The sequence below is a fragment of the Pseudoramibacter alactolyticus ATCC 23263 genome, from assembly GCF_000185505.1.
GTDB lineage: Bacteria > Bacillota > Clostridia > Eubacteriales > Eubacteriaceae > Pseudoramibacter > Pseudoramibacter alactolyticus.
The window spans coordinates 1,758,002-1,770,697 of record NZ_GL622359.1; the positions used below are offsets into that span (position 1 = coordinate 1,758,002).

The 12,696-nt window shown below is 51.8% G+C and carries 13 protein-coding genes; 7 read left to right on the forward strand and 6 right to left on the reverse strand.

Features of this window, described 5'->3' with window-relative positions; translation table 11 throughout:
• Nucleotides 1–46: 46 nt before the first annotated feature.
• From jag to rpmH, 5 genes are all read right to left on the reverse strand, one after another.
• A complete protein-coding gene (gene jag / locus HMPREF0721_RS08440; RefSeq protein WP_040640423.1) occupies nucleotides 47–817 on the reverse strand; it encodes an RNA-binding cell elongation regulator Jag/EloR in 771 nt (256 codons plus the stop codon).
• Between the two features lie 17 nt (nucleotides 818–834).
• Nucleotides 835–1,725 (reverse strand): YidC/Oxa1 family membrane protein insertase, encoded by an 891-nt coding sequence (locus HMPREF0721_RS08445; protein WP_006599280.1) that lies wholly within the window; start codon nucleotides 1,723–1,725, stop codon nucleotides 835–837.
• Nucleotides 1,726–1,769: 44 nt separating this feature from the next.
• Nucleotides 1,770–1,982, reverse strand: a complete 213-nt coding sequence (yidD, locus tag HMPREF0721_RS08450; protein WP_341349334.1) for a membrane protein insertion efficiency factor YidD — start codon at nucleotides 1,980–1,982, stop codon at nucleotides 1,770–1,772.
• Nucleotides 1,983–1,990: 8 nt separating this feature from the next.
• Nucleotides 1,991–2,335 (reverse strand): ribonuclease P protein component, encoded by a 345-nt coding sequence (gene rnpA, locus HMPREF0721_RS08455; RefSeq protein ID WP_006599282.1) that lies wholly within the window; start codon nucleotides 2,333–2,335, stop codon nucleotides 1,991–1,993.
• 75 nt (nucleotides 2,336–2,410) lie between these two features.
• The gene (gene rpmH, locus HMPREF0721_RS08460) at nucleotides 2,411–2,545 is read right to left on the reverse strand and encodes a 50S ribosomal protein L34 (RefSeq protein WP_006599283.1); all 135 of its coding nucleotides are present in this window, start codon (nucleotides 2,543–2,545) and stop codon (nucleotides 2,411–2,413) included.
• Between the two features lie 388 nt (nucleotides 2,546–2,933).
• Here rpmH and dnaA point away from each other — a divergent pair, with 388 nt between their 5' ends.
• The 7 genes from dnaA to rpe all read left to right on the forward strand — a co-directional run bounded on the left by dnaA (nucleotide 2,934) and on the right by rpe (nucleotide 12,410).
• A complete protein-coding gene (gene dnaA, locus HMPREF0721_RS08465; protein WP_040640007.1) occupies nucleotides 2,934–4,307 on the forward strand; it encodes a chromosomal replication initiator protein DnaA in 1,374 nt (457 codons plus the stop codon).
• Between the two features lie 246 nt (nucleotides 4,308–4,553).
• Nucleotides 4,554–5,663 carry a DNA polymerase III subunit beta gene (dnaN, locus tag HMPREF0721_RS08470; protein WP_006599285.1) on the forward strand — a complete coding sequence of 370 codons (1,110 nt, stop codon included), beginning with the start codon at nucleotides 4,554–4,556 and terminating at the stop codon, nucleotides 5,661–5,663.
• A 194-nt stretch (nucleotides 5,664–5,857) separates the two neighbouring features.
• Nucleotides 5,858–6,085, forward strand: coding sequence for an RNA-binding S4 domain-containing protein (locus HMPREF0721_RS08475; protein WP_050786986.1), 228 nt, complete (start codon nucleotides 5,858–5,860; stop codon nucleotides 6,083–6,085).
• Nucleotides 6,082–7,200 (forward strand): DNA replication/repair protein RecF, encoded by a 1,119-nt coding sequence (recF, locus tag HMPREF0721_RS08480; protein ID WP_006599287.1) that lies wholly within the window; start codon nucleotides 6,082–6,084, stop codon nucleotides 7,198–7,200. The genes HMPREF0721_RS08475 and recF overlap by 4 nt, the downstream gene beginning before the upstream one ends.
• Nucleotides 7,201–7,259: 59 nt before the next feature.
• On the forward strand, nucleotides 7,260–9,179 hold the full coding sequence (gene gyrB, locus HMPREF0721_RS08485) for a DNA topoisomerase (ATP-hydrolyzing) subunit B (RefSeq protein WP_040640008.1): 1,920 nt from the start codon (nucleotides 7,260–7,262) through the stop codon (nucleotides 9,177–9,179).
• 29 nt (nucleotides 9,180–9,208) lie between these two features.
• Nucleotides 9,209–11,707, forward strand: a complete 2,499-nt coding sequence (gyrA, locus tag HMPREF0721_RS08490) for a DNA gyrase subunit A (RefSeq protein ID WP_006599289.1) — start codon at nucleotides 9,209–9,211, stop codon at nucleotides 11,705–11,707.
• Between the two features lie 52 nt (nucleotides 11,708–11,759).
• Nucleotides 11,760–12,410, forward strand: coding sequence for a ribulose-phosphate 3-epimerase (rpe, locus tag HMPREF0721_RS08495; RefSeq protein ID WP_040640009.1), 651 nt, complete (start codon nucleotides 11,760–11,762; stop codon nucleotides 12,408–12,410).
• Between the two features lie 67 nt (nucleotides 12,411–12,477).
• On the opposite strand, the gene HMPREF0721_RS11550 is transcribed toward rpe, so the two are convergent.
• Nucleotides 12,478–12,648: a DUF4368 domain-containing protein gene (locus tag HMPREF0721_RS11550; RefSeq protein WP_083798190.1), complete on the reverse strand. Its 171-nt coding sequence runs from the start codon at nucleotides 12,646–12,648 to the stop codon at nucleotides 12,478–12,480.
• Nucleotides 12,649–12,696 lie beyond the last annotated feature (48 nt).

Genomic DNA, 12,696 nt, shown 5'->3' on the forward strand with positions numbered 1-12,696 from the left:
CAAACAAACTGCTTTCACCAGTTTATCCATTGCAGACGGCGAAATATCAATCTCCGCGATCCTGATTTTCTTTTAAATCGATAACCACATGACGATAGGGATCGTGCCCTTCACTGTAGGTATAGACGGTTTCGCTGTCCTGAAGGGTCGCATGGATGATGCGGCGTTCTCCCGGATTCATCGGTTCAAGAACCATCTTTTTATGGTAGCGCACCGCTTTGTCAGCCATTTTATGAGCCAGATGCTCCAGGGTGCCCTGCCGTTTTTCACGGTAGTGCTCGGTGTTAATCAACACCCGCACATAGTGATCGGTCGTTTTATTCACCGCCAGGCTGGTCAGATACTGAATGGCATCCAGTGTCTGGCCGCGGCGCCCGATGAGAATCCCCATCTTCGGACCGGCCAGCTCGACATGAAGCACATCGCTGTTCCGATCGTAATCGGTGGTAACCGCCACCTCCAGCGCCATCGCCGTAATCATATCTTTCAAAAACTGTTTGGCCGTCGTCTGAATAGCTTCCGCTTCGTCATCCAGATAAGCCTCGGCTTCAGCCCTGTCGGCAGCCGCTTCGCTGATATCAGCCTCAGCATCAGCATCAGTCGGCGTTTCCGACAATACTGCAGCTTCCTCAGCCGGCGGCCCTGCTTCGACGTTCTTCGGCGTTACCTCGACAACCGCTTCTTTCTTGCCAAAAATCCCCAGAACACCAAATTCCGGTTTCTGAACCACTTTGACGTCCACCTGATCTTCTGTCAGACCGAGCACCGTCAACGCTTTTTGAAGAGCTTCTGAGACTGTTTTACCTTTTGCTTCCATTTTCTTGTCTGCCTCCATCAGGATTTTTTCGTCCGCTCATCGCTTTGCGGAATCTTCGTCACCACTTTGCGTCTCGAAGAAGCTGGCTTGGTCTTGGGGCGGCTGGCCTTCTTTTTAGCGGTCTTCCCCGACTGACCGGTCATTTGCTGCTGCCGCATCTGACTCTGCTCCTTAAGCATGCTCTTCTTTTCTTTCTTTTCCTGACGTTTGGCTTCTTCCACCCGGCGCTCCGCTTCCTCAATCGATACTTTTTCGACCGGTTTGCGCATTACCAAGAATTGCTGCACGAAGGTATAGGCATTCTGCACCACCCAGTACAGGGCGACCCCGGCCGGCATTTTAACGGCAAACCAGCCGATCATTAAAGGCATCACATAAAGCATCACCTTCTGTGAGCTTTGCGCCGCTTTGTTCCCATCGTCCTGAAAGCGCATCATATACCACTGCGTGATAAAGGTTAACACCACACAGAGTATCGGCAACACAAAGTACGGATCCGGTTTTCCCAGATTCGGGATCCAATAAAAGCCAGCCCGCAGCGCCGACAAATTACCGTTGGTAAAAACATATTTCGCCGGTGAGCGCAACGCGCCGAACAATCCCCAGATAATCGGCAGCTGAATAAGCAGCGGCAGACATCCGGCCATCGGATTCACGTTGTAAAGCTTGTACAGCTTCATGGTTTCCGCATTAAGCTTTTCCGGATTATTCTTGTATTTTTTCTGAAGATTATTGAGTTCCGGCTGAACGGCCTGCATTTCCCGCATCGAATTGGTCTGTTTGATATTCAGCGGCAAAATGATGGTTTTAACAATAATAGTAAACAAAATCACCGCAAAACCGTAATCTTTAACCAGGTTGTAAATCTGATAAAGAACAAATCCGAACGCCTGGTATAAAATATTCATCTAAAACCTTTTCTCCTTTGCTTTCCATTCCTTTTTCAAGGAGATCACGGAACCGGATCGTACCCGCCGGGATTAAAAGGATGACATCGGACAACACGTTTCATCCCCAGCCACAGCCCTTTTCTCGGACCGTATTTTTGAATGGCTTCGTAACAATAATTTGAGCAGGTCGGATAAAAACGACACGATCGCGGCAAAAAAGGCGAAATCACCCGCTGATACCCTCGGATTAAGAACAGCATGCCCCGCGCAATCACCTGACTGATCATAGTCGACTCACTTCCAGTTTCGTTTTATAAAACAAATGTGTCAAAGAATGTTCTATCTCCGCATAGGTCGCCGAAACACATCGCTCCTTAGCGATGATGATCAAATCGTAACCCGTTTTAAAATCACCGCGGTGAAGACGATACGCTTCACGAATCCTTCTGCGGATCTTATTTCGGACGACAGCCCGCTTCGACACTTTCTTGCTAACAATAATACCCAGACGATTGGTATTTTCCCGATTTTTCAAATAATAAAATTGAAAGTGACGATTGCCAAACCGTTGTCCCTTTCGGAATACGTCGTTGAAATCTTTTTCACTTTTTAAAGAATTCAAGGCCATAATCCGCTCCAAAATCCATTCAATCCAAATTCTTCCTATAAAAAAGACCGTTCATTCAAACAAACGGTCTTGAGGTTATGCAGATAATTTTGCTCTGCCCTTTTGTCTTCTTCTTTTCAGAACCAGACGACCACTGCGCGTTTTCATTCTTTTTCTGAAACCATGTTCTTTTTTGCGCTGTCTGACCTTAGGCTGAAACGTCTGTTTCATTGTGATTCCCTCCTAAATATTAACTTTTCATTCACCATCTAATGATCAATACCATTCTAAAATACCGTATTACTTAAAAAGTATATTATGTTGAAACGTCGATGTCAAGCCATTTTTTAAAATCCCGTCGCTTCTTCGGATTTCATCGGACATTCCCTGTGGATACTTGAATGCCCGGATTGAATTTGCTATAATAAACGCACACTTTTAACATTATCCACAGCCTTTTATCAACAGCTTTCCTATTTTTGTGGATAAATCTGGGGATAAATGTTGATATTTCCCAGATCATCCTGATTTATCTCTATTTTTCTTCGGGATAAATTTATAAACGGGCTGTGTTTTTAAAATATGAATGTGTATTTATCAACATTTATTGGAGGCTTATGTGGACGACTCGTTGAATATTTTATGGCAGCAAGCCCTTGAACTGATCGCCGAACAGCTCACCGAAGTGAGTTTTAGAACCTGGTTTCCATCGGTCAAACCCATCCTGTACCGGGACAACTTCGTTTATTTATTGGTTGAAAATTCCTTTAACCAGGCGGTTATGCAAGAGCGCTACGAAACCGTAACCAACACCGTTCTGTCTTTTTTAACGAAAAATGACCATTTAAAGGCCGTGTTCATCCTGAATGAAGACGACATTCCAAAAGAGACGGCCCCGGCATCGGCGCCTTTGGAAACGGCAGAAGAAAGAACAGACACACCGGATGCTAACGTTAAACCCGCCCACACCGGGACGGGCATCAACGCCAAATATACCTTTGAGCGCTTCGTTATCGGGGAAAATAACCGTTTTGCCCACGCCGCCTGTGTCGCCGTATCGGAAGCGCCGTCGGAACGCTACAACCCGCTTTTTATTTACGGAGGCGTCGGCCTCGGCAAAACCCATTTAATGCAGGCCATTGGCAATTATATCCTGACCTATACGCCGGATAAAAAAGTGATCTACGTTTCCTGCGAAACTTTTACCAACGAATTCATCGATGCGATTCAAAACAAGAACAACCTCTCTTTCCGCAATCGCTACCGCAATGTCGACATCCTGCTCATCGACGATATTCAATTCTTATCCGGCAAGGAAGGCACCCAGGAAGAGTTCTTCCACACCTTTAATGCCCTTCACGACGAAAACAAACAGATCGTCATCAGCTCGGACCGGCCGCCGCGGGAAATCCCAAAGCTGGCCGAACGGCTGCGCAGCCGTTTTGAAATGGGGCTGATCACCGATATTTCCACGCCGAATTTCGAAACGCGGATGGCCATTTTGCGCAAGAAGGCCGAATCCAACGCCGAGGACATCCCCGACGACGTCATGAGCTTTATCGCCGACAACATTCATTCCAATATCCGGGAGCTTGAGGGCGCGCTGACCACGGTGGTCGCCTACTCCAAACTTCACGGCGAAACCATTAGTCTCGATTTTGCCAGGGAAGCGCTGGCCGATCTGTTCGTCTCCCGGCAGCACGACATTAACGCGGATTATATTAAGGAAATCACCGCTAAATACTTTAATACCACCATCGAGGATATGAACGGCAAAAAGCGCACCAAGGCCATCACCACTCCGCGTCAGGTGGCCATGTATCTGTGCCGCGAGATGACCAATATGTCCCTGCCCGCCATCGGCGAAGCCTTCGGCGGACGGGATCACTCCACCGTCATCCACGCGTATCAAAAGATCAGTGAAAACATCGACGCCAACACCGATTTTAAAAATTTGGTGCTCCGTATTCAAAGCGATATTCAGGGGCAATAAGTCACGCCGCGCTTATCCACGGCATCAGCCACTATCCATCCACAGCTTATCCACAAACCAAGGCCGGCGCTTTTCGCCGTTTTCCGTGCATTCAGACTTATCCACATTCTTCACAGGCTTTATGATTATTATGACTAATTATATTTTATAATATAATAAATAAACCACGACTCATCCCAAAACATATCCGCCATTCGACTATCTGTCAATCTGTCAAAAAGAAAAAACAATATTCAGAGGTAAACCATGAAATTTGACTGCTCCAAAACCGATCTGATCAGCGCCCTTTCCCTGGTCTCCCGAGGTGTCTCCAACAAAACCACCATGCCCATTCTCGAAGGGATTCTCTTTGAGGTTTACGATCACCGGCTGTTTTTGACCTCAACCAACCTGGAAATCAGCATTCAGACTTCCATCCCGGCTCACGTTGAACAGGACGGCGAACTGATCCTGCAATCCAACTTTATCTTTGAGCTGGTTCGCAAATTGTCCGGCGAAGATGTCTTTTTTGAACAGATGGCCCAGCATCAGCTCAAAATGACCTGCGAATGTTCCACCTTTACCATCAAGGGGATGGCTTCCGACGAATTTCCGGAATTCCCAAAGGTGATCGACGACTACAGTTTCACCGTGGATGCGGCAGCGCTGAAAGCCATGATTCACGGGACGATTTTTGCCGTGGCCATCAAGGAAAATATCCCGGTGCTCACCGGACTTAAGCTTGAAATCGAACAGGACCAGCTGACCATGATCGCGTTGGACGGCTACCGGCTTGCCCTGCGCCGGGGTGCTCTCAGCACGCCCATCAACGAGGCGGTGTCCATTATCGTGCCGGGCAAGAGCATGATGGAGCTGGACAAATTGCTATCCGGCGTGAGCGGCGACGTCCAGGTGAACCTGTCGAAGGCGCAGATTTTCTTTACGATGGGCGATACCCAGTTTACTTCCCGCCTGCTCGAAGGGGAGTTCATCAATTATAAACACATCATTCCAAAAGATAAAAACACCGAAGTGGTCATCGATAAAAAATTACTGCTCGACAGCACCGAACGCGCGGCGCTTTTGGCCCGGGAAGGTAAAAACAATTTGATCAAAATGGCCTTCGGCATCGACGAACTGACGCTCTCTTCCAACGCGGAGATCGGCGATGTGCATGAGGTGATTCCCATCCAGAAGACCGGCGACGATCTCAAAATCGCTTTTAATTCAAAATTTATTATCGACGCACTGCGGGCCATCGATCAGGAGCAAATCACCATTAACATGACCAACCCGGTGGGGCCGGCGGTCATTCTGCCGGAAGACAACCGCTATGTGTATTTGATTCTGCCGGTGCGTGTTTCGGACGACATGTAGGGGCCGGCCATTTTAAAACGAATCAAAAAGAACCGCAAAGTCCGTTGGCACGCGGTTCTTTTTTTGCTATAATGGATAGAATAAATGGTGAAGGTATCCCTTGTTGGCATTTAATTCACCATTTTTGCACGTTTTAGCCCAAAAGGGTCAAATGAAGACCGACGGCTTCAATTATGGAAACAAACGGGAGAAAAATGGAAAAAATTCAAATTCAGACCGATTTTATCAAACTGGATCAGCTGCTGAAATACATCGGCGCGGCCGATTCAGGAGCGATGGCCAAAGCCATGGTTCTGGACGAAAGGGTTCGGGTGGATGGCGAAATTTGCACGATGCGCGGCAAAAAAATCCGGCCGGGACAGCAGGTAGCCGTGGCGGATCTGGGGGCGTGGCGTGTCACCGGCGGCCGGATCTCCGAATGATTATCACCGATTTACAGCTGAAGCATTTTCGCAATTATGCCTCGGAGCAATTTGATTTTTCCGATCATATCAACGTGATTACCGGCGCCAACGCCCAGGGAAAGACCAATCTGCTGGAAGCGTTGTTTTTTCTGGCGCGGGGTTATTCCCATCGCGCGACGACCGTGGCGGATCTGTTGCAGTTTGAGCAGCCGGCGTTTTTTGCCAGGGCCGGCATTGTTCGGGATGGGATCCGCCACGAGATTTCCGCGCGCTATGAAAATCGACGCAAGGTACTGACGATCGACGGCAAAAAAGAGCCCAAGCACGCGGCAGCCGGCAAAATCGTTCACACCATTTTGTTTGAGCCGGACGATCTGCGCATCGTCAAGGCCGGTCCGGAGAAGCGTCGCCGCTTCATGAACGAGGAGATCAGCGGACATATGCCGGGCTATCTGCCGGTGCTGGGGCATTACCGAAAGGCGCTGGCTCAGCGCAATGCCCTGCTCAAGGAGATTCGCCATGCGGCCTCCCTCAAAAGCCTGCTGGCCGGCTGGGACGCGCAGCTGGTGCACTACGGCGCCAGGCTGATCCGCTACCGCCAGGCTTATCTTAAAAGGCTCAACGCGGTGGCGCAGCAGCTGCACACCGGCCTTTCCGATGGTCGGGAGGCCCTGCGGCTGTCCTATCGCAATAACGTGATCGATCAGCCGGCCGATCAGGAAGCGATCGCCCGACGTTTTGATGAGCGGCTGAAGGCCTCGGTAGAAGAGGATATCGCCCGGGGATCCACTGCCACCGGTCCCCAGGTGGACGATATGCAGGTGTGCATCGACGGCCGGGAAGCGCGGAAATACGCGTCCCAAGGGCAGCAGCGCACGGCAGCCATCGCCCTCAAGCTGTCCCAGATTGAAATTTACCGGCACGCCACCGGGGATTGGCCTATTGTGCTCCTGGACGATATTCTCTCGGAGCTCGACGCGGTGCGCCAGGAAAAAATTCTGGCCATTCTGGGCCGGACCCAGGCCTTTATCACCTGCACCGACAGTCGGTTTGCCGAGCGTTATCCCGATGCCATGAAGCGGGTATTGACCATTCAGGACGGCCATTGGATTTCAGAGGCGTCGTCCGTATAAAACAGCAAAACCCAGCGCCAAAGCGCGTTGATGAGATAGAGTCAGACAGAGGAGGCATTATGTCCGAAACAACGAAAACCAATCATGAATACGGCGCCGACCAGATTCAGGTGCTGGAAGGCCTGGAAGCGGTCAAGCGGCGTCCGGGGATGTATATCGGGAGCACGGGATCCCAGGGGCTGCACCATCTGGTGTACGAAGTGGTCGATAACGCCATTGACGAGGCGCTGGCCGGCTATTGCGACAAGATCATCGTCTCGGTGGACAAGGACAATGCCGTGACCGTTATGGATGACGGCCGCGGCATTCCCACTGGCATCAACCACAAGGAAGGCAAAACCGGGGTCGAGCTCGCGCTGACGGTGTTGCACGCCGGCGGAAAATTCGGCGGCGGGGGCTACAAAGTTTCCGGCGGGCTCCACGGCGTCGGGGTGTCGGTGGTCAACGCGCTTTCCGAAGTGCTGACGGTAGAGGTCAAGCAAAACAAAAAGGTGTATCGCCAGACCTTCGAACACGGGAATAAAACGTCGGAACTCGACGTGGTGGGCACCACCAACCGCACCGGCACCAAAATTTACTTCAAGCCGGATCCGGAGATTTTCGACACGACGGTTTATGATTACGATGTGCTGGAGCATCGGCTGCGGGAGCTGGCTTTTCTCAATAAAGGCGTCGCCATCACATTAAAGGACGAGCGGCCGGGGCAGGAACAGACAGGCGAATACCATTATGCCGGCGGGATCCGCTCCTATATCGAATACATGAACCGCAACAAGGATCCGCTTTATCCGCAGATCACCTATTACGAAAAGGCCATGGACGAGTACGCCCTCGAGCTGGCCTTCCAATATACCCGGGGTTATCAGGAAAACATTTATTCCTATGCGAATAATATTTATACGCCGGAGGGTGGCACCCATCTGAACGGGTTTAAAAGCGCCCTGACCCGGACGATCAACAACTATGCCCGCAAGGCCGGCCTGCTCAAGCAGAACGACAAGAATCTCTCCGGCGACGACGTGCGCGAAGGGCTCACGGCGGTGATTTCCATCAAACTGCTGGAGCCCCAGTTTGAAGGGCAAACCAAAACCAAACTGGGCAATCCGGAAGTGAAGGGGATCGTGGAGACGATCGTGAACGAAGAGCTCTCCAATTTCCTTGAGGAAAATCCCAATGTGGCCAAGGCCATCGTGGAAAAGAATATCTCGGCCTCCCACGCGCGGATGGCCGCCAAGCGCGCCCGGGAGATGACTCGGCGCAAAAGCGCCCTCGACGCGACTTCCCTACCGGGGAAACTCGCGGATTGCCGGGAAAAGGATCCAGCCCAGTCAGAAATCTTTATCGTCGAAGGGGACTCGGCCGGCGGCTCGGCCAAGGTGGGCCGGGATTCCCGGATCCAGGCGATTCTCCCCCTGCGCGGCAAGATCTTAAACGTCGAGAAGGCCCGGCTCGATCGGATGCTCACCTCGGACACGATCAAGGGGATGATCACCGCCTTCGGCACCGGCATCGGCGAGGATTTCGACATCGAGAAAGCGCGCTATCACAAAATCGTCATTATGACCGATGCGGATGTCGACGGCGCCCACATCCGCACCCTGCTCCTTACCTTCTTTTATCGCTATATGCGCGGGCTGATCGATCACGGTTATGTGTATATCGCTCAGCCGCCGCTTTACAAGGTCAGCTGGGGCAAGCATGTGGAATACGCTTATGACGATGCGGACTTGAACCGTCGCCTTGAAGACAAGGACCGCAGCCGCGTTACTTTGCAGCGCTATAAAGGGCTGGGGGAAATGGATGCGGAGCAGTTGTGGGAAACCACGATGAACCCGGACACCCGCACGATGCTGCGGGTCGGCATCGAAGATGCGACCTATGCGGACGAAATTTTCACCATGCTCATGGGCGACAAGGTGCAGCCCCGCAAGGAATTTATCGAGCGCAACGCGAAGAAAGTCCAGAATCTGGACATTTAACCGGCATTGAATTTACATAAAGGAACAAAATGGACGAAAACGAAACTATGCTGACAGTGGCTCACAATCTTCGAAACGTTAAAATCGAAGATGAAATGAAAAACTGTTATATCGATTATGCGATGAGCGTGATCATCGGGCGGGCGCTGCCCGATGTGCGTGACGGCCTCAAGCCGGTGCACCGCCGCATTCTTTACGCGATGCATCAGATGGGTATGACGCCGGATAAGCCCTTTAGAAAATCGGCGCGTATCGTCGGGGAAGTGCTGGGGAAATACCATCCCCACGGCGATTCTTCGGTGTATGACGCCATGGTGCGCATGGCCCAGGATTTTTCTACCCGCTATATGACGGTCAACGGGCAGGGGAACTTCGGTTCGGTGGACGGCGACGGCGCGGCCGCCATGCGTTATACTGAGGCGCGGATGAGCAGGATTTCCCTGGAAATGCTCCGGGATATCAACAAGGAAACCGTCGATTTCATGGATAACTTTGACGGCTCGGAGCAGGAACCGGTGGTGCTGCCATCCCGCTTCCCCCATTTGCTGGTGAACGGATCCCAAGGGATTGCTGTCGGGATGGCCACCAATATTCCGCCGCACAATTTAGGCGAGGTGATCGACGGAACCATCGCCTATATTGACGACCCGGACATCAGCGTCGACGATTTGATGACCCATATCAAAGGGCCGGACTTCCCCACCGCGGGGGTGATCCTGGGCAAAAGCGGCATCCGCGAGGCCTACGAAACCGGCCGCGGCCGCATCAAAATCCGCTCCAAGGTCGCCGTGAAGAACATGACCAAGGGCAAAAAGCAGATCGTTATTTCGGAAATTCCCTATATGGTCAATAAGGCGAAGCTCATTCAGAAGATCGCCGAGCTGGTCAAAGACAAACGTGTCGAGGGAATCACCGATATCCGCGACGAAACCGATCTGAAGCACGGCATCCGCATCGTTGTGGAGCTCAAGCGGGACACCAACGCGACCATCGTGCTCAATCAGCTGTATAAACACACCCAGCTCCAGGACACCTACGGCGTGATCAATCTCGCCCTGGTGGACGGCCAGCCGAAAGTGCTCAGTCTCAAGCAGATTCTCCATTATTACGTCGCGCATCAGAAGGAAATCATCGTCCGCCGCACGAAATTCGATTTAAAGAAAGCGGAGGCGCGGGCTCATATTCTTGAAGGCTATCGCATCGCGCTGGATAATATTGACGAAGTCATTCAGATCATCCGGGAATCCCGGGATGCCAAAATTGCCAAAACCCATTTGATGGATCGCTTCGCGCTGACGGATATTCAGGCCCAGGCCATCCTCGACATGCGCCTGCAGCGGCTGACCGGTCTCGAACGGGAAAAGATCGAAACGGAATATGCTGAGCTGATGCAAAAGATTGCCGAATACAAGGCGATTCTGGCCGACGAAAAGCTGGTGCTCGGCATCATCAAAGACGAACTGACCGAGATCAAAGACAAATACGGCGACGACCGCCGAACCTCCTTCGACATCGACGTGGAGGATTTCGACGTGGAAGATCTGATCAAAGAAGAAGAAGTGGTGGTCACGATGACCCATGTGGGTTATGTGAAGCGCATCGCGGCCGATACCTACCGCGCTCAGAATCGCGGCGGCAAGGGTATTTCGGCCCTGTCCACCCGGGAGAACGACTTTATTGAGCACATTTTCACCACATCGACCCACGACGATCTGCTCTTCTTCACCAACAAAGGCAAATATTACCGGCTCAAGGCGTATGAAATTCCTGTAGGCGGGCGCACCTCCCGCGGCACAGCCATTGTGAATATTTTGCAGCTGGATCCGGATGAAAGCATTACGACGATGATTCAGGTCAAGACCTTTGAAGCGGATAAGTATTTTGTGATGGCGACCCGTCACGGGCTGATCAAGAAGACGGCGATGACCGATTATGAATCATCCCGGAAAAACGGAATCAACGGCATTAACCTGCGGGACGGCGACGAACTGATCAAGGTGCAGATTTCCGACGATACCGAGGATGTGGTGATGGGCACCCATTTGGGTTACGCCATTCGCTTTAAAGTCAGGGATGTGAATGCCACCGGACGGATGTCCATGGGGGTTCGCGGCATCGGCCTGCGGGCGGATGATCATGTCGTCGGCATGGATTTGCTCATCGCGGATAACAATGTGCTTTGTGTGGCTGAAAAGGGCTACGGCAAGCGCACATCCGCCGATCAATATCGGGTGCAAAAGCGCGGCGGCAAGGGCATTCAAACCTATAAATGCACCAAGAAAACCGGCAATCTCGTAGGCTTTTCGGTGCTGGAAGACGGCGGCGAAATCATGATGATTAACAACGACGGCATTGTCATTAAGCTCAAGGGCGACGATATTTCCCAGATTGGCCGGAGCACCCAGGGTGTGCGCCTGATGAAGCTCAAGGGCGACGAGCGCATTGCGACGATCTGCAAGGTGCAAAATGAAGAGCCTCTCGACGATGTGGACATCGAAGATGATCAGCTGTCGATGATGAACGATTGATGTGAGGATTGCCCGGGAAATAAAAATTCCCAGCTTGCTAAAGGAGAAAACCATGGATAAGCTCATTTCGATTTCGATGCTCAGCGCCGATTTTTCGCGCCTGGGTGAACATCTTAAACAGGCAGAAGCAGCCGGCGCCGACTGGCTGCACGTGGATATTATGGACGGGCATTTTGTGCCTAATATTACCATGGGGCCGGACCAGGTGGCCCAGCTGCGCGGCGCCGTGGCCATCCCCTTTGATGTGCATCTGATGATCACCCATCCCCTGGCTTATATCGAGCGCTTCGCCAAAGCCGGCGCTGATACCATTACTGTGCACGTGGAGTGCGACGATGACACAGATGCCTGTCTCGATTTGATCGAAAAATGTGGCGTGAAACCCGCCGTGGTGATCTCGCCGGAAACGCCGGCCTCGGCGGTGGCGCCCTATCTCGATCGGGTGCGCATGGTGCTGGTGATGGGTGTGCATCCCGGCTTCGGCGGCCAGTCCTATATTCCGGAAACGACGGCCAAGCTTGCAAAGCTGCACGAGATGATCGGCGGCCGGCCGGTGCGCCTCGAGATTGACGGCGGTGTTAATTTCGACACCCTGCCGGAAATCCTCACCACCGGGGCAGATACCATTGTCTCCGGATCCTGCCTGTTTAAAGGGGATATTGCGGCCAACATTGGGCGCTTTAAAACTTTATTCGAGCAATAAAAAAGCGCGTTCTTCTTGACTTGAGTCGGGATGAACGCGTTTTTTAACGGAAAAACAAAAATGCCGGTTAAAAGTGGGGTCTGATAGGGATTTCGTAGCTTTCTTCTGTGCTTCTGCACTTCGGCGGCTTGAATTCTTCGATGCAGTTCCAGATGATCTTGATCTTTTGAGTGCGCCTTCCGGCCGGTGACTCCTCGGCTTTGTAAATATAGATCTTCTCGACAAACTCCTGGATGATCTCGGTATTGTCGTGGGCAAATCCGCATAAGTTTCAGGGGTATTAATC

Excerpts from the sequence above, each read along its gene's own strand:
- rnpA (WP_006599282.1), bottom strand. The coding sequence starts at position 2,335 with ATGGCCTTGAATTCTTTAAAAAGTGAAAAAGATTTCAACGACGTATTC.
- HMPREF0721_RS08445 (WP_006599280.1), bottom strand. The coding sequence starts at position 1,725 with ATGAATATTTTATACCAGGCGTTCGGATTTGTTCTTTATCAGATTTAC.
- recF (WP_006599287.1), top strand. The coding sequence starts at position 6,082 with ATGATTATCACCGATTTACAGCTGAAGCATTTTCGCAATTATGCCTCG.
- gyrA (WP_006599289.1), top strand. The coding sequence starts at position 9,209 with ATGGACGAAAACGAAACTATGCTGACAGTGGCTCACAATCTTCGAAAC.
- gyrB (WP_040640008.1), top strand. The coding sequence starts at position 7,260 with ATGTCCGAAACAACGAAAACCAATCATGAATACGGCGCCGACCAGATT.
- HMPREF0721_RS08475 (WP_050786986.1), top strand. The coding sequence starts at position 5,858 with ATGGAAAAAATTCAAATTCAGACCGATTTTATCAAACTGGATCAGCTG.
- rpmH (WP_006599283.1), bottom strand. The coding sequence starts at position 2,545 with ATGAAACAGACGTTTCAGCCTAAGGTCAGACAGCGCAAAAAAGAACAT.
- rpe (WP_040640009.1), top strand. The coding sequence starts at position 11,760 with ATGGATAAGCTCATTTCGATTTCGATGCTCAGCGCCGATTTTTCGCGC.
- jag (WP_040640423.1), bottom strand. The coding sequence starts at position 817 with ATGGAAGCAAAAGGTAAAACAGTCTCAGAAGCTCTTCAAAAAGCGTTG.
- dnaN (WP_006599285.1), top strand. The coding sequence starts at position 4,554 with ATGAAATTTGACTGCTCCAAAACCGATCTGATCAGCGCCCTTTCCCTG.